Source organism: Mycobacterium aquaticum, assembly GCF_002086485.1.
In the GTDB taxonomy this organism is placed as follows: Bacteria; Actinomycetota; Actinomycetes; order Mycobacteriales; family Mycobacteriaceae; genus Mycobacterium; species Mycobacterium aquaticum.
In genome coordinates this window covers 104782-126789 of record NZ_MVHF01000019.1, presented here as the reverse complement: position 1 = coordinate 126789, position 22008 = coordinate 104782, and the positions used below count along the sequence as shown (strand labels likewise).

At 64.5% G+C, this 22008-nt stretch carries 17 protein-coding genes; 2 read left to right on the top strand and 15 right to left on the bottom strand.

All coding sequences use genetic code 11. The features are described from left to right. From BST13_RS19365 to BST13_RS19335, 7 genes are all read right to left on the bottom strand, one after another. The coding region (locus tag BST13_RS19365; protein ID WP_083165647.1) for an HNH endonuclease signature motif containing protein at positions 1-1029 on the bottom strand (1029 nt) is incomplete at its 3' end. A 77-nt stretch (positions 1030-1106) separates the two neighbouring features. Then, entirely contained in the window at positions 1107-1436 is a 330-nt protein-coding gene (locus tag BST13_RS19360; RefSeq protein WP_083165635.1) for a cupin domain-containing protein, read from the bottom strand. Further along, positions 1433-2857 carry an NAD(P)/FAD-dependent oxidoreductase gene (locus tag BST13_RS19355; protein WP_083165634.1) on the bottom strand — a complete coding sequence of 475 codons (1425 nt, stop codon included), beginning with the start codon at positions 2855-2857 and terminating at the stop codon, positions 1433-1435. Before BST13_RS19355 ends, BST13_RS19360 begins: the two co-directional genes overlap by 4 nt. 56 nt (positions 2858-2913) lie before the next feature. Beyond that, entirely contained in the window at positions 2914-3438 is a 525-nt protein-coding gene (locus BST13_RS19350; RefSeq protein WP_083165633.1) for an NUDIX hydrolase, read from the bottom strand. A 128-nt stretch (positions 3439-3566) separates the two neighbouring features. Beyond that, positions 3567-6131 carry a winged helix-turn-helix domain-containing protein gene (locus tag BST13_RS19345; protein ID WP_142282811.1) on the bottom strand — a complete coding sequence of 855 codons (2565 nt, stop codon included), beginning with the start codon at positions 6129-6131 and terminating at the stop codon, positions 3567-3569. A gap of 44 nt (positions 6132-6175) precedes the next feature. Next, positions 6176-8257 (bottom strand): alkyl/aryl-sulfatase, encoded by a 2082-nt coding sequence (locus tag BST13_RS19340; RefSeq protein WP_245839734.1) that lies wholly within the window; start codon positions 8255-8257, stop codon positions 6176-6178. A gap of 146 nt (positions 8258-8403) precedes the next feature. Further along, entirely contained in the window at positions 8404-9687 is a 1284-nt protein-coding gene (locus tag BST13_RS19335) for a glycosyl hydrolase family 28-related protein (protein ID WP_158087169.1), read from the bottom strand. Between the two features lie 132 nt (positions 9688-9819). Between BST13_RS19335 and BST13_RS19330 the strand changes: the two genes are divergently transcribed. Next, positions 9820-11013: a lipase family protein gene (locus tag BST13_RS19330; protein ID WP_158087168.1), complete on the top strand. Its 1194-nt coding sequence runs from the start codon at positions 9820-9822 to the stop codon at positions 11011-11013. A 22-nt stretch (positions 11014-11035) separates the two neighbouring features. Beyond that, complete coding sequence (locus BST13_RS19325; RefSeq protein ID WP_095533617.1) at positions 11036-12391, top strand: alpha/beta hydrolase; 1356 nt, start codon at positions 11036-11038, stop codon at positions 12389-12391. Here BST13_RS19325 and BST13_RS19320 read toward each other — a convergent pair. From BST13_RS19320 to rplP, 8 genes are all read right to left on the bottom strand, one after another. Further along, the gene (locus BST13_RS19320) at positions 12388-14085 is read right to left on the bottom strand and encodes an ABC transporter (RefSeq protein WP_083165629.1); all 1698 of its coding nucleotides are present in this window, start codon (positions 14083-14085) and stop codon (positions 12388-12390) included. The genes BST13_RS19325 and BST13_RS19320 overlap by 4 nt on opposite strands. Continuing rightward, positions 14082-15569, bottom strand: coding sequence for a glycosyltransferase (locus tag BST13_RS19315; protein ID WP_083165628.1), 1488 nt, complete (start codon positions 15567-15569; stop codon positions 14082-14084). The genes BST13_RS19320 and BST13_RS19315 overlap by 4 nt, the downstream gene beginning before the upstream one ends. Then, on the bottom strand, positions 15566-17098 hold the full coding sequence (locus BST13_RS19310) for a hypothetical protein (protein ID WP_083165627.1): 1533 nt from the start codon (positions 17096-17098) through the stop codon (positions 15566-15568). The genes BST13_RS19315 and BST13_RS19310 overlap by 4 nt, the downstream gene beginning before the upstream one ends. A gap of 2 nt (positions 17099-17100) precedes the next feature. Continuing rightward, positions 17101-19026, bottom strand: a complete 1926-nt coding sequence (locus tag BST13_RS19305) for a cellulose biosynthesis cyclic di-GMP-binding regulatory protein BcsB (protein ID WP_245839732.1) — start codon at positions 19024-19026, stop codon at positions 17101-17103. Between the two features lie 80 nt (positions 19027-19106). Continuing rightward, complete coding sequence (locus BST13_RS19300) at positions 19107-20657, bottom strand: hypothetical protein (RefSeq protein ID WP_083165625.1); 1551 nt, start codon at positions 20655-20657, stop codon at positions 19107-19109. 404 nt (positions 20658-21061) lie between these two features. Continuing rightward, positions 21062-21358 carry a 30S ribosomal protein S17 gene (gene rpsQ / locus BST13_RS19295; RefSeq protein ID WP_029369109.1) on the bottom strand — a complete coding sequence of 99 codons (297 nt, stop codon included), beginning with the start codon at positions 21356-21358 and terminating at the stop codon, positions 21062-21064. Then, positions 21358-21591: a 50S ribosomal protein L29 gene (rpmC, locus tag BST13_RS19290; RefSeq protein WP_083165624.1), complete on the bottom strand. Its 234-nt coding sequence runs from the start codon at positions 21589-21591 to the stop codon at positions 21358-21360. Before rpmC ends, rpsQ begins: the two co-directional genes overlap by 1 nt. Next, complete coding sequence (gene rplP / locus BST13_RS19285; RefSeq protein ID WP_024453873.1) at positions 21591-22007, bottom strand: 50S ribosomal protein L16; 417 nt, start codon at positions 22005-22007, stop codon at positions 21591-21593. The genes rpmC and rplP overlap by 1 nt, the downstream gene beginning before the upstream one ends. Position 22008: the final 1 nt, after the last annotated feature.

Genomic DNA, 22008 nt, shown 5'->3' with positions numbered 1-22008 from the left:
ATGGACGATGTGGTGGGCGTGTAGGCCGCGGGTGGCGCCGCAGCCGGGGACTGCGCAGCAGCGGTCGCGGTGCTCCAACGCGCGGCGCAACCGGCGGTTGACGATGCGGGCGGCACGTCCCGCGCCGATGGGTTGCCCATAGCGTTCGAACCACACCTCACACGTAGCGTCACAGGTCAGGTAGCGCCGCTCCTCGTCGCTGAGCACGGGCCCCAGATGCAGGGCCGCGACGGGTTTCTCGCCATCTTTGTCGAGATCGACGTGCACGACGACGGTGGTGTGCTGGCTGTGCGGGCGGCGCTCCACGTCCGCGTCCCACCCGGCCTCCACGAGGCTCATGAACGCGTCCACAGCATTCGGGAAGGGTGATGCCTGCTCCGATACCTGATCCCCTTCGTCGTCGTCGCGTTTCCACGCCGCGATCAGCGCCTCCTGATGTGAGCGCACCCCGGCATCGAGTTTCGCTGCCTCCAGCCGGGGCAGGGTGATCTGGTAGGTGGTGGTGTCGTCGTGCTCGATTTTGGTGAACGAGCGTTTCGGCTCGGGCACCACCGGCTCCGGCTCAGTGGGCACTTCGGGATCGGGTTCAGGTTTGGGTTCGGGCTTGGGTTCGAGTTTGATCGCGGTGCGTAATTGGGCGACGGTGGCGACCGCGGCCAGCTCGGCAAAGTGCGCGTCGGAGCCGTCGGCGGCGCGTTCGGCGATCACCCCGACCTGATCGAGTGACAACCGGCCCTCCCGCAGGGCTTGGGTGCAGAGGGGGAATTGCTCGGCGCGACGCGCCACCGCCACGATCGTGTCGGCATTGTTCGGGGTGACACCGGTTTTCCAGGCCACCAACGCCGTGATCGAGCGGGCCCCGGTGGCGCCACACAATTCGTCACGCTCCAACTCGGCGACGATGTCGACGATGCGTCCGTCGATCGCGTTGCGCTGCCCGCACAACTCCGACAATTCGTCGATCAACACCTCCAGCCGCTGCGCAGGGCTCACCCCGTCATCAGTGAAAGATGTTGGCTGCGAGGACATAACACTATCCAAGCAGAAGGGTCCGACAAGTTCCGGACCCTCAGCCCACCGCTTTCATCGCCGGTCGATGCACGCAGCTACGAGACGTACACCTTGCGCAGCGTCTCGCGGACCGTCCACGTGGTGCGCTGCCCGGCGCGAAGCCGCACGAGGCTGCCGGGGCGTAGGTCCACCGGTGGGGAACCGTCGTCGAATGTCACCGTCGCATCACCGGTGAGGACGACGAACACCTCGTCGGATTCGACATCACGCGACGTGCCGGGCGTGTGCTCCCAGACTCCGACGGTCAAGCCCGAAAGCTCGGTGATATCACGGTATCCCGCCGTCGGGGTTCCGGCGACCACCAATTCCTGCGGCAGGGGCGTGTGCTCGAGCGCCAGCGCCAGGGTGTCGACTGAGTCGCTCATGAATCGAATCCCAGACCGACCGAGTCGAGTGCCCTCAGTAGCACGTTGCGCCGTCCTTCCCGGTGGTCGGCCCGGTCCAGCGACCAGCGGGTCGCCTGAATTCCAGCCGAAGCCAACGGTTCTGGCGGAAAGGGCAACGGAATCGACTTGACCATCTCCAGTTGCGTGCGTTCGGTCGTAGTGCCGCCGAACCGGTCGAGCATGACCTCGGCGGCGAAACGTGTTGCCGCCACCCCCAACCCGGTGAACCCGGCCGCGTATCCGACTCGGCCTCCGTACGCGGATCCGAAGAACGCGCAGAATCGCGTCGACGTGTCGATCACGCCACCCCATCTATGGGTGAACGTGACGTCCTCCAGCTGCGGGAACGTCGTGAAGAAGTGACCGGCCAGTCGGCGATAGGTGGCGTCGCGGTCCTCGTACCCAGGCCGGATCTTGCCGCCGAAGTGATAGATAGCGTCGTACCCGCCCCACAGGATGCGATTGTCTTTCGACATCCGGTAATAGTGGAACTGGTTCGACATGTCGCCGATACCCTGCCGGTTACGCCAGCCGATATCCGCCAGCTGCGCTTCGGTGAGCGGTTCGGTCATCAGCGCGTAGTCGTAGACCGGCACGGTGTGGTACCGGTACCTCTTCAACAATGACGGAAAACCGTTGGTTGCCAGGATCACTCGGTCGGCCCGCACCGAAACACGCTCGGTGCGTAGGGTCAGCGGTCCTCCACGACGGTCCTGTCCGAGTCCACAAACCTTGCTGTGCTCGTAGATCTCCACGCCGAGTTCGGCTGCAGCGCGGGCGAGTTCGGACACGAGCTTGGCGGGATGAACCAGCGCACAGGTGTCCTTGGACCACACGCCGGCCAGGTAGGTGGGCGAAGCGACCTCGGCACGCATGGCCTGTCGATCCAGGTACACCTGTCCCGGAGCCAGCGGCGCTGCGGCCAATTGGTCGGCTTGGTAGGGCTCCACCGCCACCGAGACGGACCCGGTGCGTTCGAAGTCGCAATCCAGGCCCAGGGTGTCGACCGTCTTCTCGATGCCGTCGAGGTTCTCCATGCCCAGCCGGTCAAGGGTCTCCATCTCGCCGGGCCACCGGCTGCGACCGTTCTCGGCGCCGTGGGTCAGCGATGCGTCGACGAAACCACCGTTGCGGCCCGAGGCCGCCCAGCCGATCGTCTGCCCCTCCAGCACTGCGACCCGAAGCCCAGGGTCACGCTGTTTGGCCAGCAGTGCAGACCACAGGCCCGTATACCCGCCGCCGACGACGACGAGGTCGTAGTGCGTCGACGCCCTGGTCAACACCGGGTGGCCGGGCTGGGCCGGCACGTCGTCCAGCCAGAAGGGCTGCAGGGCGGTGTTGGCCAGCGAGCGATCGATGAGGCTGGCAGCAGGCTTGTTCTGTTCGAAAACGGTTCGCACGGGAGTCTTCCTGAATGGTGAGGTACCACCCAGTAAGAAGCATCCGCGCCCTTAGCTCAAGGGTGTTGACGTAAGCGCAGCAGCTGCGGGATCAGCACCCGGGTGTCGGGCACGAAAGGCCAGTCCGGATCGGCCAGATGGGCCGCGAGCTCGTCGTCGGTCCACCACCAGCCGGCACTGATTTCCTCCGGCTGGTGGCGGATCGGGCCGTCGCAGTGTGTTTCGAAGGCGAACACGTGGCAGCGCATGGGTTTTCCCGCCCATTGCCCGTCCCATGCCGCCGATGCGAGCGGGGTCAGCGGTACCCCGGTGATGCCGAGTTCCTCGTGCAGTTCGCGGGTCGCGGTCTGCAGCGGCGTCTCACCGGGGTCGATGACGCCGCCGGCCAGGCAGTCGTGCATGCCGGCGAACACCGCCTTGGTCGGGGTGCGTCGGTGCACGTAGATCCGGCTGCCGTCGGACGAGCGGACCAGCACCCCGGCGCTGCCGTGCCAGAGCCCTTCGGCGTATACCCGCGACCGCGCAGCGGTGCCGGTCACATTCCCGTCGGCGTCGTACACCGTCACGAGTTCCTCGCTCATGTGCGCAACTTTCCCCGCCGAGCAGTTCCCCCGCAAGCGGGCGGTACCCCCAGTGGCGGTACGCGACACGCCGCATTTCGCGGACCGCCGTGACTGCTCGCGCAAGGATGGCACGCACAAGGAAAGACCTAGCGCCCGGCAAGCTTGATGGCTTCGCGGCGGTTGGTCGCACCGAGTTTGCGGTAGATGGCCCGCTGATGCGTCTTGGGTGTGTTCACCGACACCCCCATCTTCTCCGCGATGTCCTGCATCGTCATCGGCGTCCGCAAGAACGCCAGCAGTTCCTGCTCGCGGGGCGTCAACGCCGCCGGTATGCCATCGGTGACCGCCCGCTCACATTCCAGCAGTGCTTCTTCGACAAAGTCCGGATACGACGTGTACGACAGGTGCGCCGCGAGCAAATCCCGGCACACCGCGTCCGGGTTGTCGACGAATTGATAGCGCACCCGCTCTGGCCGGGCGGCAGAGATCGCCTCTTCCATCCGCATGTGAGCGGAGTCTGCCTGCCCCTCTTGCCAATCCATATACGCAAGTGTGCTCAGCGCATACGCCGCGATATAGGCGGGGACGTGCGGCTCCAACGCCTGATGTGCCAGGCGCACCGCCATCTGGTGAGCACCGAGACGACGGCACATTCCGGACATCACGGCCGAAACCATCGGGACATGTTCGGAACCAAGCACACTCGCGGCCAGCTCGAGTGCAAGCCGATGATCACCGCGGGCCTCTGCCAACCGCGCTCGGCTGGCGGTCTTGTAGCTGACCCAGGGCACCCCGTGGGTGTCCACATCCGGCATGCGGGCGACGCCCAGCTCAGCGGTGGCGAGCACATCGGAGTCGCGCAACGTCGCCGCACTGAACGCCAGAAACATCCGCGACGTATCTGGATATCCAACTCCTGGTGCGGTGCTCGCCGGGATCAAATACTCGACGGCCGTAGTGATCTCACCGTGCCAGAAGTGTATCCAGCCGGCCGTGAACCGTTCGATGCCGTCTCCGTCGTGCGAGAGCCACAACTCGGGGGTTGATTCGGCGGGTACCACCACACGTTGCAACGCCGCCTGTGCGCGGGCGATCTCGCCCGAATGGGCGAGCGCGAAAGCCAGGCTCTGCCGGGCCCGGTGTGCCACCTCCGGCAGGCCCAGAGCGGCGCATTCGTTCATCGCAGCCTCGAGCAGCTCTGAACCACGTGTCGCACTGCGGCGCAAGCGCGAATCTGCCCAGCCGAGAACGAACAACGCACACGCATACACCCGAGGTGTGACGATATCGCGATCAGCTAGGGCGGCCTCGACCCGCGCCGCCGCCTCGGACATGGCCTCGCGGTCGTCGGACACCAGGAGTTGGGTGAGGTCGGCGACGAATTGCGTCCGTCGTGACGCCGACGGCATCGCAGCGGCCCGGTTGAGCAGTAACGTCGCCATGATGTCGTCGCCTGCCATGGCCCGGCAGCTGGAACGGATCATCAGGATCTCGGGATCCTCACCGAAGGCCTCGGTCAACCGCAGACATGCTTGATCCAGTGCGGTGGAGCGCGATTGGAGCAGCAATTCCAGCCAGTGATCGCCGATGATGTCGTGTGCCACCCTGTCACCACCGACGATCGCATGGTCGACCGCGTCCAACGGATACCGCTGCGCCAGCTCCCGTGCGGCGATCTGGTTGAGACGCAACCACTCTTGAGCGTTGTCTCGCCGGAGGATCTCCCGGCAGTGTCGGACGAACAGCGAATGCCACTGGTATACGGCGCTTTCTCCGGTGCCGATACGTTCTATGAACAGGCCCGCGCCGACGCAATCGTTGAGGAGTACGGCGCTGTCCGTGCGACCTGACAGTGCCGCGGCAAGCTGTTCATCGACCCGCGAACACACCGTCGCCTTGAGCGCGAAGTCGGCCAGGTCGGGACGCAGCCGCGCGAGTACCGCAGTGCTGATGTAGTCGGTGAGATCAGTCCCGGGTGTGAAAGCCTCGGTGTCGTCACCGCTGACGAGAATCAGTCGGACCGCGCCTGGCCATCCGTCGGTGGCGGCCATGATGCGGTCGACGTCTGCCGTGTCACCGGCCGCCGCCACGAGCGCTTCGACTTCGCCGCGGGTGAAAGCCAGTTCGGCGGGGCCCATCATGGCGACCTTGTGGTGCACGCGCAGTCGCGCCCATACCGGGCCTACGGGATCGGTCGTGATCATGACGAACTGAAGCCACTGTGGACCGTTCTCGACGAACTCGACAGCATCCGGCCACCGGTCCCGGGCCAGTTGGTAGTCGTCGACGATGAGGACAATCCGGGGATGATCCAGAGCCATCAGCGCTGCCACGCCGGCGTCGTAGGATACCGATTCGAAGATCCCGGACACCGCCAGGGCTGCGGCCTCATCACCGCGCTCGCGCGCCGCGTTGAGCAGCGCGGTCAGAATTCCGCGCAGCACGTCGCCGCTACCGTTGACCCGCTCGGTGAGCGTCAGCCACGCAACCGAACCGGGCGCCTCACACCGGTGCCCGGCGGCCCACTGCGACACCGCAACCGTCTTGCCGAATCCCGACGGGGCGGCCACGAAAACCGACCGCATGCCGCCGAGACGGGCTTGCAGAATGTCGGCAACTGCGTTGCGCGGCAACATGTCCGGACCTGACGACGGCGTAGTGGCCAGAAACCACGGCACAGGATGCATGGCTGAGGTTCCGGTTGGCTGCACGACTGTGAAGTATAAGTGCTATTTTCACGACCGTAAGTAACGGCTTACGGCGTCACGATGTTGAACCACAGGTTGAACGTGTCGAGCAGGCCGACGAAATCGTCCACCGATTGCCGGTTCCCTTCGAGTGCCACGTTGTTCGCCGAGATGGCATCGGCGAGTTTGACCTTGCCGAGTTGGATGTCGTTCATAGTCGCCTTGGTCAGCTTCAGCGTGGCATCCGACTGCGGCAGCAACCCATCCGAGTAGTTCAGCACGCCGTTCTCCACCGTGAGGCCGTACTGCTTCTTCAGATCAGTGAAATCGACGTTGAGGGCGATCTTCTTCCCCGCGGCCTTGGGGCCGTTGAGCCGGACCGCGAGGTAGTCGAACATCATCTCCGGCGGCATGGCATCAATGGTGTCGGGACTCGCGGTGTCGGTGCCACCGGCGGTCGGCACCCCGTTGCGCAACTCGTACGCGCCCTGCAGGTACACCGATCGCCACGGCCCCGACTCCGCCTGATAGCCCATCTGCTCGTAGCTGTCGGCCAGCAGGTTCTTGCCGTTCACGCTGTCGGGATTGGCGAAGACCACGTGCTTGAGCACCATGGCGGTCCAGCGGTAGTTGCCGTTGTCGAAGTCGTTCTTGGCCTTCTGCAGGATCGCCTCTTCGCCGCCCATGTACTCGACGTACTTCTTGGCGGCTTCCTGCGGCGGCAGATCGTCGAGGTCCGACGGGTTGCCGTCATACCAACCCATATACCGCTGATAGACCGCTCTCGTATTGTGTTTGAGCGTGCCGTAATAGCCGCGGTCGGGCCAGAAGTTGTTGAGCTCGGGCGGAAACTGCATCTCCTCGGCGATCTCGGACCCGACGAGACCCTCGTTCATCAACCGCACCGACTGGTCGTGCATGTATTTGTACATGTCGCGCTGGCGTTTCCAGTAGTCGATGATCTTGTCGTGGCCCCACATGGGCCAGTGGTGACTCTGGAATTTCACTTCGGTGTTGGGACCGTAGACCCTGATCGTGTCGTCGAGGAATTTCGCCCAGATACGGGCATCACGCACCTGCGCGCCGCGCAGGGTCAGCAGGTTGTGCATGGTGTTGGTGGTGTTCTCCGCCATCCACATGGCTTTGAACTGCGGGAAGAAAGTGTTCATCTCGGTGGGCGCCTCGGTGCCGGGCGTCACCTGGAACTCCATGTCGACACCATCGATGGTCATCTTCTGACCGGTGGTGGTGATGATGTCGGTGGGGATGATCAGGCTTGGCACACCCGTGGACACCGTCATGCCGAGGCCGCCGTTCACCCCGCCCTGCGCGTTGCGCGGCAGCAGCGCTCCGTACATGTAGACCGCACGCCGCGACATGGCATTGCCCGCGATCACGTTCTCACTCACTGCATCTTCGACGAAAGCCTGCGGTGCAATGACTTTCACCTTGCCGGAGTCGACGTCGGCCTGGTTGATGATGCCACGGACGCCGCCGTAATGGTCGACGTGGGAATGACTGTGGATGACAGCGACGATGGGCCGGTTACCCAGCTTGTCGTTCACCAGATCGAGTGCGGCCTTCGCGGTTTCGGGTGAGATCAAGGTGTCGTAGGCGATCCATCCCGTGTCGCCCTTGATGAAGGTGATGTTCGACAGGTCGTACCCGCGCACCTGGTAGATCTTGTCGGGAACGACCTCGAAGAGCCCATACTCCATGCACAGTTGAGCATTACGCCACAGGCTCGGGTTGACGGTGTCGGGCGCGGGCTTGTTGTCGGCGATGTACTTCTTGTACTCCTCCAGATCCCACACGACGTTGCCGTTGGCATCCTTGATCGTCAAGGTGTCCGGCCGCGCGATCATGCCTCTCTTGGCGTCCTCGAAATCACTACGCTCGTTGAACGGAAGTGAATCCATCACCTTCTTGTTGGCCGCCTTCGTTGCCTCCGTCGCACCTTTTACGGTGTTGTCGGTGGTGATCTGTCCTCCCCCGCCCGACGAGGTGTTGCTGCCACCGGTCTTGTCGTTGCAGGCCGCCACCAGAGTGGAAGCGACGCCCGCCGCCGCCAGTCCTCCCAACACTTTGCGCCGCGGCAGCCGCGGACGGTTTTCCTCACTCTCGTCCTGCACGTTCGGATGTCGACTCATGCGAACCGATTATGCCGATTGCGCCACGCAATTCCATTCAAATCGCGGCACCTACCGCGAGAATTCCGTTGTGTGAAATCATCTCGGCCTCACCCATTTTGGGCGATGCCAGTTTGAGCAAACAGATATGGACTTGCCGGCACACGTCAGACGATCCACCAATTCGACCCGTCGGAGACCACGTCGACGGCCGCGCCCGCAGCAAGCACGAAATCGGCTGAACGCTCGATGGATTGCCCGGCTGCGCCGCGCAGTGTCACGGTGCCGCCGGTGATGTTCTTGACGGTATAACGGCACGTATTACCCACGGCCGTCGGCAAAGTGACTGTCGTGACGCCCGCGGCGAGCACATATACGTAATCGGTGCCAGGGGCTGCGTCGAGGAGGTGATCACCGGTCAACGTGACGACCGAGCGGCGCGGTTCCGTCCGATTCCCCGACGTGTTACCCGCGACGCCGACGTTGCTGCCGTCGGCGCGGACGGGAGCCACACTGTAACCGTTGTTGTCCCACTGATTTCCACATATCGCGATGTTGTCGACGTATTGCGCGTCGACCGCGTAGCTCCACCCGGCACCGTCGTCGGTGTTGGCGATGAAGTTGCCGGTGACGTTGAATCCCATGGTGCGGTGATCGGCGTCAACCGAGTAGATCCCGATGGCCGGAAAGACATTCGTCGCACCCTTGCCGCCGTTGGTGATGTTGTTGCCGACGATGGCTACCTGCTCGTTGTCCGATTCCAGCCACGGCGGCATGGTGAAGACGATCGCCTCGTGCCGCGCGCCTTCGCAGATGTTGCCGATGATGGTCAGTTGCTTGTTGCCTCGAAGTTCAATGTTGTTCTGCGGCGCGCCGTTGAGGTGGTTGGCGATGATGCGTACCGGGCCTGCCTCGATCGACAAGTTGGGACCCGTCGACCCGATGTTGTTGTTGACGATCCACGAGTCGTAGAAGTGATACGTCGTGTAGATGCCGTAACCGCTGCACTGTTCGATGAAGTTGTCGTCGATCCAGTTCAGCAGTCCGTCGGTGGTGGCATTGACCCGCATGCCGTACCCGGTCCAGCCACTGAGCCAGCAGTGCTTGACGTAGCTCTTGTCGAGCTCGACATCGAACGCCGGTGACCCGTGAAAGTCCGCGTCAATCCTGAGGTTTTCGATGCGGCATTCGGTCCAGCGTCCACTGATGGGCGCAACGTCGGTCGTCACGCGCAATCGCGCTGCCCGCTCACCCGCGCCGAGGAGGCAGATCCGCGCGAAACCGTCCACGCCGTTGCCGATCGAACCGGACAGCGCGTAGTCGCCCGCCGGGAAGAACACCGTGCCACCAGCACGGTCTACTGCTTCCCGAAGAGCTGCCATCACCGCCGCATGATCGTCGGTTGTGCCGTCTCCGGTCGCGCCGTGCGCCGTCACGTCGATAACAGCCATGGCACGAATTGTATTTGCGCAAATGACGGTGTTTCTCGTATCGGGGTTCCACATAAGCCGCACGATGACGACGCCCGGATGAAAAGATGGGATATTCCACCAAGCAGCCACGGATCCGCGGGGAGACATTCGATGGTTCGAGTCCTGGCACTGCTATCGGTCATAGTCGCCGTCGTCACCGCGTGTGGCGGGTCGCCCAAACAGGACACCGCCGAAGATCCCGACAGCGCAGGGCACGTCATCGCAGATGCTCCCGCGGACAAGCTGGACCAGGCACTGCGCGATGCGGCGTCGTCGGCACGCACCATGACGTATGCGTCACGCAACGGTGTCAACGATGCGGTGTCACACGTGACAGGTTCGGTGTTCGTGCCCAAGGGAACACCGCCACCGGGTGGGTTTCCGATTGTTGCCTTGGGGCACCGGAGCACGGGCACCGCATCAGATTGCGCTCCGTCCCTGTCCCCCAACCTGCTCGGCGAGGCAGCGACCGTCGTTGCGCTGCTCAACGCCGGCTACGTGGTCACCGTGCCCGACTATCAGGGCCTGGGCAAGCCGTCGAAACCCGACGACTACGACTTCCACCCCTACCTGGACTCCACCACAAGTGGTTTCACCATGATCGACGCCGTGCGCGCGGCCCGGAACCTCGTTCCCGATACCTCGAACGCGTGGGCCGCACTGGGCGCACAAGAGGGAGGACAGGCGGCATGGGCCGCAAATGAACTCGCGGACAATTACGGCCATGACCTGAAGTTGGTTGCCGCAGCGGCTCTTGCACCGATGGCAGAGGTCTCCGGCCTTGCGGACGCCGCCATGGCGGGCACGTTGAACACCGACCAGAAGCTGGTCTACGTGGCCTATCTGGCCGCACTGAAGGACGAGTACTACTACGACTTCGAACTCGACGACTACCGGCGGGGCGCCGCCGAACAGAATTGGGACGCACTACTCAAATGCAGTGACCCAGTGCAACGAAAAGCGCTGGCCGAGACGATTCATCCGGACGACTTGCGGCCCGCGAGCCCCGCGGCGCTGCAGACGCTGCGCGGTTACCTGCAGAAGACCAACCTGCCCCAAGGGCCGACCCAGGCACCGATGTACGTCATCTACGGTGGCCAGGACTCGGCGATCCCCGCTGCGTGGACGGATCAAGCGATCACCAAGGCATGCCAGATGGGTGACGTCGTCCAGATCGCGTTCTGGCCGGACAAGGGACGCGACCAGATCGATCCCGTCGCTGCCCTGGGCTGGCTCACCGATCGGATGAAATCACTGCCCTCGGCCAATGATTGCCCGAGCTTCACGGCGGGCCACAAACCATGAGCCACAGGCAGAGGAGCACTGCATGTCACTGATCAGCGGAGTGGTGCCCATCGCGCTGGAAGTGCTTGCGATCGCGGCACTGGTGCTCGGCATCGGGCGCCAGGCCGACAGACCCCTGCTTCGATGGGTGACGGTCGCGCTACTGACGGGCGTGCTGCTCGCGGTCGTCGTCCGCACGTTCGTCAAGTATCAGGGCTGGTCGGAGAAGGCCGCATCGCTCGGCAGCGTGCTCTGGGTGGTCATCACCGGATTTGCCGCTGCGATGGCGGTTCTGGCGTGGCGCGGTAGCCGATGGTGGCGTCGCGTCGTGTCGGTGCTGGCCGTTGTCCTCGCCGTGCTGTGCGGGTTTTCGGAGTTGAACATCGCCACGGGCTACTTCCCGACCGTGCAGTCAGCCTGGCAGCGCGTGACGGGATCCGATCCGCCGCAGTGGATCGACGAGGCGGCTTTGGCCACGATGCGCCAGAACCACGAAGAGCCTACCCGCGGCACCATGGTGTGGGTGGACATCCCCAGGGAAGCCTCAGGATTCGGTCATCGACGCGAGTTGGTCTACCTGCCGCCGGCCTGGTTCCGCTCAGATCCCCCGCCGAAGTTGCCGGCCGTGATGGCCATCGGCGCGGAGTTCAGTCATCCTTCCGACTGGCCGGAGTCCGGTGGTGCGCTCAAGACGCTCGACGAATTCGCCGCGTTCCACCGTGGAAACACGCCGGTGGTGGTGTTCCCCGACTCCACAGGCACCTTCAACAACGACACCGAGTGCGTCAACGGCCCGCGTGGCAACGCGGCCGACCATCTCACCGAGGACGTCCGACCGTACGTGGTGTCGCGCTTCGGGGTGAGTCCCGACCCCGCCCACTGGGGTCTGCTCGGTTGGTCGTCGGGAGGCACCTGCGCGCTCATGCTGGCAGCCAGGAATCCGGAGTTGTTCAGCGCATTCGTCGCGCTGGACGGGCAGCTGGGTCCCAACAGCGGAACCAAGCCGCAGACCATCGCCCGGCTGTTCGGGGGCGACGCAGACGCATGGGCTGCATTCGACCCGAAGACTCTGATCGAGAAGCACGGGCGCTATGCGAACATGGCTGCCTGGCTGGGGGTTTCAGAGGATACGCCGACGGTCCACCGCGCCGGAGGCGATGATCCTCTCCAACCCGAGGCCGTTGCGGGGTGGGATCAGTACTCCGAGGACCACGCCGCCAACGCCAACAAGTTGTGCGGGCTGCTCAGCGCCCACAATGTGGAGTGTTCGGTCGTCAGCTACCCCGGCGACCACACCTTCACGGCGGCTGCCCAGGGCTTCGCGGATGCGTTGCCGTGGCTGGCCGGGCGGCTGGCTACCCCTGATGCCGAGCAGCGCCCGCTGCCGGGGAATGGCTAACGTACACCCACGCGCTCATTGACCCGGTAGAGCCGCCAATCAGGCTGGCCGTCACCGTCGTTGGGAATCTCGAGCTCCAGGGTCGCGACGTCGGCTCCGGTGTTGTACAGCGTCGGATACCGCAGATTGAGCGCGTCGGAGGTGCCGCGGCCGATGGGCGGCACCGCGAGCAGATACCGGATGCCGTTGGCACTCGGATCGTTGAGCAACTCGGTGAAGTCCGGGTCGGAGGGGATCACGAAGACCCGCGGACGTGGCGACGCGGCGAGAATGCCGAAGCCGTACACGGTGTCTGTGATCACCGAGCTGTCGGGCAGGTTCAACGACTGCAGATACTCCGCGATCTTGCGTTCGGTGCCGAAGGTCCGGGCGATGCGGTGCTCGGTGGCCTTGCGCACGGTGACGTTGTACGGGTCCGGTTTCAGCACTGCACCGAGGCCGTATTCCTGTGGGGCGTAGTCGGGTTGAGCCATGCCCACGAGCGTCACGGGGATACCGATCGCGACGACGGCCGCCACCGCCGCGTAGCGTACGACGGAGCGTCTCTTCGGCGGTTCGCCGGCGGGTGTGACGACCTCGGGTGCGTACCGGCCGCGCCGGGTCGGCGTTGCGAGGACGCCGTCGGGTACCGCGAGCATGGCCAGGCATGCCGTCATCGGAATCGCGATGATGAAGAAGCGCAAGAACGGAAACGTCGACCCGGCCGCGTAGCTGTAGGCCTGGAATGCGAGCACGGCACCGAACAACGCCACCGGTACCAGCAGCACCTGCCAGTTGGGGCGTCCCCACCGCTGTATCAGCACCCACAACATCAGCGGGAGCAGCGTCGGGGCCAGCAGCATGATGCACACCAGGGCGAACTGCACGCCGTGCGCGAAATTCGGTGCAGTCTGGCCTGATTGCTCCAGGATCGCGGTGTTGCCGTATTGGGAGGTGAACTGCGCGAAGGCCTCACCGGTGATCAACCAGCCTGCCGCAGCCCAGCCCAGGAAGGCCAGTGCGCCCGGACCGCTCACGATCAGAAGATCCAGAATCGCGCGCCGAACTCGTGGGCGTGGTGTGGCCCGCACATAGGTGGTCAAGCCCACCAGGATTCCTGCGGCGCCGATGCACGCCGCGGCGTCGTAACGGGTCAGATACGCCAACCCCATTGCGATGCCGCCCGCGGTGACCAGGTGGTGCACATCGTCGTCGACCATCCACATGATGAGCCGGCGCACCGCCCAGGACATGAAGAAGATGAACGGCGCCTCGCTCATGCCGTTCGAGCCGTAGAACACGATCATCGGGTTGAGCGCGAACAGCACCGTGATGGTCAGCGAATACGCCCGGGGCAGACCACGATCGGTGCCCATGCTCAGGATCTGCACGGCGCCGCCCGCCATGAAGGTCGCCGACATGATGGTTCCGGAGAACGCGCGTGCGGCGATGTCCGACCACAGGGTACTCAGTGCGATGGCCGGTATCTGCACCATCGCCGCGACCGGCGTGAAGATGAAGCCCAGGGCAGCGAGATGCGGATCGCGGCTGAACAACACGGATTGGGTGGCCGCCACCCGCGACAGTGTGTCGCCCATGATGAATCCGTGGCGGACCTGCAGCCAGTACCCCACCGCGAGATAGATGAACAGGAACACGAAGAAGACGGTGAATTTGAGGCGGCGGTCCGACCTTGCCGGCGTCGTGCCGGTCATGCTGCGGCTGCCTCGTCGGTCGTGGTGTCGGCGGGACGTTCGGCCAGTCCGTGAAACGTCTTCTCCCAGAACGACGGCTGCCGAATCATCTGATAGCAGCCTTTGGCCGCGGCCACGCTCATCATCAGCCAGAACAGCGGCACACTCAGCGCTGCCAGCAGCAGATCCGACCGGTCGTCCTCACGGAGGGCGACCATGTTCATGTACATCACGGTGAAGTTGCCGATGACCATCGCGATCAGCGCCGGGAAGTAGATGAACACGGGAAACACTTCGCCGACCACAGCGGGCTGGCCGAGGAACCACAACACCGTGATGAACCAGAACAGCAGATTCAGCACTGCGATGATCGGGGTGCCCGCGAGCACCAGGGTGAACCGGATGAAGCTGCGCAAGCCGAGAGTGCGGTACAGCTTGAGTGGCTGACGGATGTGAACCAGCCAGGTCTGCAGATAGCCCTTGTACCACCGGGACCGCTGCCGAATCCAGTTGATCGCATCGCTGTTGGCCTCTTCCAGCGTGAAGGAGTCGATGACTGCCGTGCGATAGCCGTGCGACGCGATGCGCAGGCCGAGGTCGGCGTCTTCGGTGACGTTGAAAGGATCCCATGCGCCGATCTTGCGCAGGATGTCACGCCGCAGGTGATTCGACGTGCCGCCCAACGGGATCGGTGACGTACTCACCATCATCCCGGGCAGCAGATAGCCGAACCACAGTGCGTACTCGGCGGTGAACCACGCGGTCAACAGATTCTGATGGCCGTTGTGGTAGACGAGCTTGGCCTGCACGCACGCCACATTGTCCGGCAGCTGACGGAACGCAGTCACGACGCGGCGCAGCTGCAACGGTTCGGGCAGATCCTCGGCATCGAAGATCGTCACGATGTCCCCGGTGGCGAAGTGCAGACCGTAGTTGCACGCTTTGGGCTTGGTACGCGGCTCTGCGGGCGGCACCAGAAGGATTGTGATGACGTCGGATTCGCCGCATGCCTCGGCGGCGTCGATGGTGACCTGATCGTCGGCCTCCAGCAACAGCAGCACCTGCAGCTTGTCGCGGGGGTATTCCAGCGCGTCCATCGCGCCGATGAGGTCGGCGACCACCTCCGGTTCGTTGTAGGCAGGTACCAGGATCGTGTACGACGGCAGATCGGCATCCGAAATCGAGCGGGCGGCCTCGTCGGAGATCACGATGGGCCGGGACGCCAACCCGCGCTTGAAGATCAGCACCCGGTCACCCAACGTCAACAGATAGGCCAACGTGCACAATCCGATGAGCACGACCGCCGTCTGCATCGGCCGCCACACGCCGAAGGCGATGACGACCACCAGCAGGCCCCACAGCGCGGGCTTCTGCCAGCCCAGCAGCGGCGTCGACGCGGAATGCACCGGATCGTCTTCCCGCAGGCCGTTGATCGCCCGGTGCAGTGCGTACTCCCGCTGATCGTCGGTGACGGATTCCGGATCGAAGGTCTCGCCATACCTCATCGGCCGGTCCCCGCCCGCGCGAACTGCTCGGCCACCAGCGCCCGTCCGAACTCGGTGAGCAGTTCGGCATCCTTGTAGGTCGGCAGTCGCTGCACCAGAACGGAGTTGCCGCGGAACAACACGGTGAGCAGGTTGCGCAGCGTGGACACGAGACCGCGCTGCGGATCGGGGAACGGCGCATCGGGCAGATGGTTGTCGACCGCGAAGACATCGACGAGCTGGTCTTGATCCTCGTCGCCCCACGCGAACCGCAACACGTCCCAGGTCACCAGCAGGCGATCGTCGATGGCCGAGAAGAGCTTTCCCCGCACCCCGTGGCCTAGGTCGACGGCGCGCGGAGCACTGAGCCGGGTACCGGTGGTGTCGTACAGCACCTGGCCCGGATAGGCATCGAACGAGAACGGCAGCTCGCTGACGATGCTGTCGACCATGAGTATTCGCGGCGCGGACAGTTTGTCGAAGCGGGCATCACCGACATTGGCGACCATCCGTTGGCGCACAAGGATCGCGTCATCACCGTAATAGCGCGCCACCCCGGTATAGGTCTGGTCCCCGACGGCCGTCCACCCGGGCGGCGCGGACAGGCGTCGTCCTGGAACGAGATCGTAGGGCGCACTGCGGCTTATCTCGGTCGCACTCAGCTGTCGCGGCAACGGCATCAGCGCCAGCGCGACCGCAACCGCCACCACGAGCGGGATGGCCGACCAGATCTGCTTGGCGGCAAGCGGTTCGATCTTGCGATCCAGCAGCTTCTTGGGCTGGCCCCGGCGGGTGTAGAGAAACGCCGAGACTCCGACCGCCACGATCGCCGTGAGCGAGGGAATCATCTGATACGCCAGGACCGGAGCGTCGGGCGCCAGAAGCTGCAGGAGAATCAGGAGTACAAAGCCGAAGAGGAACGCGCCGGCGGCACCGACTGCCGCGCGCTTGCGGTTGCGCCCCACCGCGATGGCGGTCGCCGCGGCCGCGATGAACAGCGTCCCGACTCCTGCGGCGAACTTGCCGCCGCCCAGCGTGATCACAACCACCTGGTACGGCAGCGCTGACACGAGCGACAACAGCACCCACACCCAGCCGAATCGTGCGACCGGACGCACGCCGAACAGCACAATGCTGCTGCTGAGCACGAAAAGCCACATGGCCAGCAGATCCAGGCGCATGAGGTGGAAGAACTCCGAATAGCGTTTGAGCAGCACGCCCTGGACCATGAGCGCCAGCCCCAAACCGATGATGCCGACGATGACATCGGTCTGCCGGTCGTGGATGGGCAATTCGGTACGACGTCGGAAGTTCACCCCCAACGCAGCGAGCAGCCCCGCGATGGGAACCATCCACACGTAGCCGACGAGGCCGCCTGCCAATGTGGTGTCGACGAGGTTGACCAGGCTGTCCCAGAACGCCACGAGCGTCAGCACGGCGACGAGAAGCCACCGCGACACCAGACGAACTGTGGGATTCAAGCCGAACCACCAGGACTGCAAGGACTCCCATCGTCCCGTGTCGGCGTCAGCGTCGACGGTCGCGGTCACGGCTAGCCCCGCGACCGACGGCTGCGCCAGGCGATCGCCCCCGCACCCAGGGCAGCCAGTACGACCACGACGGCACCGATACCGAGGTACAGGGCTTTACGATCAGCGGTCGCGGCCACCGAATCCGGTTGTGCTGTCGCAGTGTTGACTTGGATCGGGTCACGATCAGCCACGGCGATCAGCGCATTGCCGGTCAGGCCGGACCAGCGGGCGGTATCGGCGTTGAGCCATCCCAGCAGCCGGTCGAGCTCGTCCGGGGTGTTGGTGGACGTCGCGACCAGCAGTGTGCGCCCACCGGAGTAGAGCGTCTGCAACGAGCCGAATCCGATCTTCGGATCCAGCGTGAGTGTGCTGGACGTGCCACTGCCGTCGACATTCTCGACAGTGATCATGTCGTGCGAGTCCACAGACACCGGCAGGGCGATAGAGGCGGTGTCCCAGCGATCGGGGCTCACCACCACGGCGGGATTCGACGAGGTGATGGCGTCCTGGCGGGAAACCACGGCTGTGTCGAACGGACGGGCACTGAGCCGCTGCAGACCGATGAGGAGCAGTGCCGCCCGCCGCAGGTTGACGAAGCCGTCGTCAATCCCGACCTCCAGGCGCGGCATCAATGCCTGCGGCAATGCCTGGAAACCGCCCGGCACCGGAGGCTTGGCCAGCTTGCTCTCGACCGGTGTCTCGCCGTCGATGGTGAGGGTGATGGGCTGGAACTCCCCGCAGCGTCCGGTGTTTCCCGCCGCATCGATCGCGATGTCCACGTTCGTGTACCGCTGCAGCAACCGGTCCGGGACGTCGATCCAGCGGTCGATGCGGCCGTCGGTCTCGGTCGCCCAGCGGTCGATGGTCTGTCCCCCGATGCTCACCACGACTTGCCCGGCGACGGTGGACGGCAGTGGTGTGTAGGAGCCTTGCAGATGGACTCTGACGCCGTGAACGGACCTGCCCAGCCTGGTCTGGTCGAGCGGCACGGTCACCCGTGGGTTGACCAGTGCGGTGGCATTGACGCCGGGCTGGCCGAGCCGGCGGATGGTGGTCATGTCACCGGGTAGCTGCGGAGTCGTCGACAACGGTCCGGCGACGGCTTTCGAGCGGACGGCAAGTTTCGAGATGTCACTGGACAGCAGCCGCGCCTGGTTGCTCAGCTCCCCTGCAGGCCCGGAAACCACGAGGGCAGGAACGGCATTGGGACCCTCGAGGCTCAGGCCGGGCGCTTGTCCTTCACGTACCACGATCTGCCGTTCCAGTGGGCCCGGAGGTGGCACGGCCCCGCCATCGGTCGGCACGAGGTCGACAGCGGTGCGCTGCGGGCCGTAGCGCGCCACGGTGGCCGTGACGAGCCGCAGTGCCGCGTCCGACTCGGCCTTCGACGGATTCGACGGCACGAACACCGTGAGCTTCTGCAGTACCGGCGGCAGGAAGTCGGCGATCGTGGCGGGCGGCAGTTCCTGGCCCGTGTACCGGATCGAGGCGTCGACCAACCGCAGCGGATTCGTCGCGTCGTAGACGCAGTACCCGTCGGGCAACGTCAGATAGCTGCGCAGCAACACCGAGACCGCGTTGTCAACGACTCGGGCGCCGGCCAGCGGGATGGATATGGGCCCTTGGTCGGGAGGCAGTGGCACCCGGGCCAGGGTGCGATCCTCCTGAGTGACTTCGAGTGTTCCGCCCCGCGCATTGACCGGCAGCACTGCAGTTGCGACCAATTCGGCCGCAGTGAGGCCCGGCTGCACCGGGACCGTCACCGTCTGAACACCTTCGACGCCGTAGAGTGCGATGTCCGGATCGGAACCCAACGTCCGCAGACTCAATGTCGGCGAATTTGCGAGCGACAGACCATCTTCCGGCGCAGCGGTCGCGACTCCCGGGAGGACCGTTCCGGCAACGACTATCACAGCAGCGAACAGCGGCAGCATCCGTGCAGTCACAGGTCGAAGCCTAAGCCGGACTTTGCGGACGCGCCCGGGTTCACAGAAATCGTTATATCCGTAAGCACGGTCCATGAAAGTCATTGGCATCGCCCGATGCAGGGAAACTGCGCAGCAACCAATGCTCGCCCGAAAAGGGTGAGAAGCTCACCGTCCTTGAAGGTCGGCGTCTGCTCGTCGAGAACGGCGTTGCCGCGGAACAACAACGTGGTCAGCGTCCGCAAGGTGGAGGCGATGTTCTTCGACGGATGCGGAAAAGGTGCATTCGGCTCGTGATTGTCAACCGCGAAAACCGTCACCCGCTGCGCCAGATCCTTGTCGCCCCAAGCGAATTGCAGTGAGTTCCAGGTCACCAGGAGATCGTCGTCGACCACCGACAGCATCTGCGCGTGTACTCCGTTGCCGAGGTCGACCGGGCGCAGTTGGCTCAACCGTGCGCCGGTCAGCCCGTAGACGACACGTGCCGGATACACCCCGAATGTGAATGGACGCTGACTGACGATGCTGTCCACCACGAGGGTGCGCGGCCTGGCCAGCTTGTCCCAGCTCGGGTTTCCGGTGTCCGCACGCATGTACTGGCGCACCAGGACGGCATTGTCGCCATACAGCCGATGTACCTCGGTGTGGTTTTCGCGGGCGGTCGTCGACCAGCCCGGCGGTGCATCCAGTGGCTGCCCGGGGGACAGCACATCGGGGCTGGGACGACTGATGGGAGCCGTGGTCACCTGAGTCGGCAACGCGCAGAACGACAGTGCCACCGCGACCGCGACGACGAGGGGAACTCCTGCCCACACCTGCCTGGCCGCAAGAGGTTCCACCTTGCGGTCCAACCACCGCTTCGGAACACCCCGGCGCGCCGCCAGATACATCACGACGTTGACCACACAGATCGCTGACAGAGCGGGCAGTTGTTGATAGACGATCAGCGGCGCGGCGGGGTGCACCACGCTGATGGTGATGAGCACCGCGAAACCGAACACCCACGCAGCAACCGACCCGATGACGCCGCGACGAACGGTCCGGCCGACGGCGATCCCGGTCCCGATCGCGGCGACGATCAGCGTGGCCGCGCCCGCGGCGAACTTCCCTCCGCCCAGAACCACCACCGTCAGGTAGTACGGCAGGGAGAACCCCATCGCAAACAGCGTCCACACCCAGAAGAACCGCAGTACCGGGCGAAGACCGAACAGCACGATGCAGCAGCACAGTACGAACAGCCACGCCGCGACCAGATCCAGACGCAACAGGTGGAAGTACAGCGCGTACCGGTCGAGCAGCGCGGCCTGGATCATCAGCGCCAAGCCCAAACACATGATGCCGACGATGATGTCGGTCTGCCGGTCATGGATCGGGAGCTCGGTGCGGTTGCGTCGGGATACCCCGACGGCCACCAGCGCTGCCGCCACCGGCACTGTCCAGACGTAACCGCCGATGCCGCCCGCCCTGGTGGTGGCGATGAGACTGCCGAAGCTGTCGTGGAACGCGAACGCCGTGAGGCCGACGATCAAGGCCCACCGCAGGGCCAGTCGGTAGAACGGATGGACGTCGTAGTACCGCGTCAGAATCGTGGTGAATCCGGGCCGGCCCGTCGAGACCGTCGACGATGCCGTCGACGAGGATGTCGTCGTCATCGCCGCTACAGGCGGACGTCCATGGCTAACCGGGCAGCCAGTACGCAGTTTGCGCGCTCAGCCCAATGACCCTCGACAACATGCCATTTCCCCGCTCCCATACGCGCGATGGTATGACAGCCGCGGCGGTGAGCAAACAAGAATCAGCGACGTAGACCGGGTGTCTCCCCGTGCTGCGGATTCAGCAAAACTGGTCGGCAGGAGCAGACCGCGATGGGCGACGGCCTTTTGTCACGAGCGGTGGGTGACGGCGAAAAGATGATCGCGCCGCCGATTTCGACGTGATGGTCGTTGCTCAGCCAGAACCACGACCCTCACGTCGAAATCGACGCGGGCCGAGACCCGGGCTGAAACGCAAATGTGCCCCGGATCGGAGGATCCGGGGCACATCTACTCGTGATGTCTTACTTGGCGCGCTCGAGCACCTCGACCAGCCGCCAGCGCTTGCTGGCCGACAGCGGACGGGTCTCCATCAGCGAGACGCGGTCGCCGATGCCGGCCTCACCGTTCTCGTCGTGCGCCTTGACCTTCTTGGTCGTGCGGATGATCTTGCCGTAGAGCGGGTGGCTCTTGCGGTCTTCCAGCTCGACCACGATGGTCTTCTGCATCTTGTCGCTCACCACGTAGCCGATGGCGGTCTTGCGACGGCCACGGGGCTGCTCGGTGGCCGGGGTGTGCTTGGGGCCCTTAGTTTCTGCCATTACGAATCCTCACCACCGGGCCCGGAAGCCAGACCCAACTCACGTTCACGCAGCACGGTGTAAAGCCGTGCAATCTCCTGGCGCACAGTGCGCAGCCGACGGTTGTTGGCCAGCTGCCCGGTCGCCATCTGGAAGCGCAGGTTGAACAGCTCTTCCTTCGACTCGCGGAGCTTGCTCTTCAGCTCGTCGTCGGTCAGTTCGCGCAGTTCACCAGGCGAAGTTCCCACTGCCATCAGAACTGCTCCTCTCGGGTCACGATGCGTGCCTTGATCGGCAGCTTGTGGATCGCGCGGGTGAGCGCGTCGCGGGCGATCTTCTCGTCCGGGTAGCTCAGCTCGAACAGCACGCGGCCGGGCTTGACGTTGGCGACCCACCATTCCGGCGAACCCTTACCGGAACCCATACGGGTTTCAGCAGGCTTCTTGGTCAGCGGACGGTCCGGGAAGATGTTGATCCACACCTTGCCGCCACGCTTGATGTGCCGGTTGATGGCAATACGAGCGGACTCGATCTGCCGGTTGGTGATGTAGGCGTGCTCCAAGGCCTGGATGCCATAGTCGCCGAAGCTCACCGACGTGCCGCCGCTGGCGATGCCACGCTGCTCGGGGTGATGCTGCTTGCGGTGCTTGACCTTGCGGGGAATCAGCATG

Bases quoted from the DNA above. Each gene is read 5' to 3' on its own strand.
- BST13_RS19360 (WP_083165635.1), bottom strand. From the start codon at position 1,436: ATGAGCGACTCAGTCGACACCCTGGCGCTGGCGCTCGAGCACACGCCC.
- BST13_RS19350 (WP_083165633.1), bottom strand. From the start codon at position 3,438: ATGAGCGAGGAACTCGTGACGGTGTACGACGCCGACGGGAATGTGACC.
- BST13_RS19340 (WP_245839734.1), bottom strand. From the start codon at position 8,257: ATGAGTCGACATCCGAACGTGCAGGACGAGAGTGAGGAAAACCGTCCG.
- BST13_RS19335 (WP_158087169.1), bottom strand. From the start codon at position 9,687: ATGGCTGTTATCGACGTGACGGCGCACGGCGCGACCGGAGACGGCACA.
- BST13_RS19330 (WP_158087168.1), top strand. From the start codon at position 9,820: ATGGTTCGAGTCCTGGCACTGCTATCGGTCATAGTCGCCGTCGTCACC.
- BST13_RS19325 (WP_095533617.1), top strand. From the start codon at position 11,036: ATGTCACTGATCAGCGGAGTGGTGCCCATCGCGCTGGAAGTGCTTGCG.
- BST13_RS19320 (WP_083165629.1), bottom strand. From the start codon at position 14,085: ATGACCGGCACGACGCCGGCAAGGTCGGACCGCCGCCTCAAATTCACC.
- BST13_RS19315 (WP_083165628.1), bottom strand. From the start codon at position 15,569: ATGAGGTATGGCGAGACCTTCGATCCGGAATCCGTCACCGACGATCAG.
- BST13_RS19300 (WP_083165625.1), bottom strand. From the start codon at position 20,657: ATGACGACGACATCCTCGTCGACGGCATCGTCGACGGTCTCGACGGGC.
- rpsQ (WP_029369109.1), bottom strand. From the start codon at position 21,358: ATGGCAGAAACTAAGGGCCCCAAGCACACCCCGGCCACCGAGCAGCCC.
- rpmC (WP_083165624.1), bottom strand. From the start codon at position 21,591: ATGGCAGTGGGAACTTCGCCTGGTGAACTGCGCGAACTGACCGACGAC.
- rplP (WP_024453873.1), bottom strand. From the start codon at position 22,007: ATGCTGATTCCCCGCAAGGTCAAGCACCGCAAGCAGCATCACCCCGAG.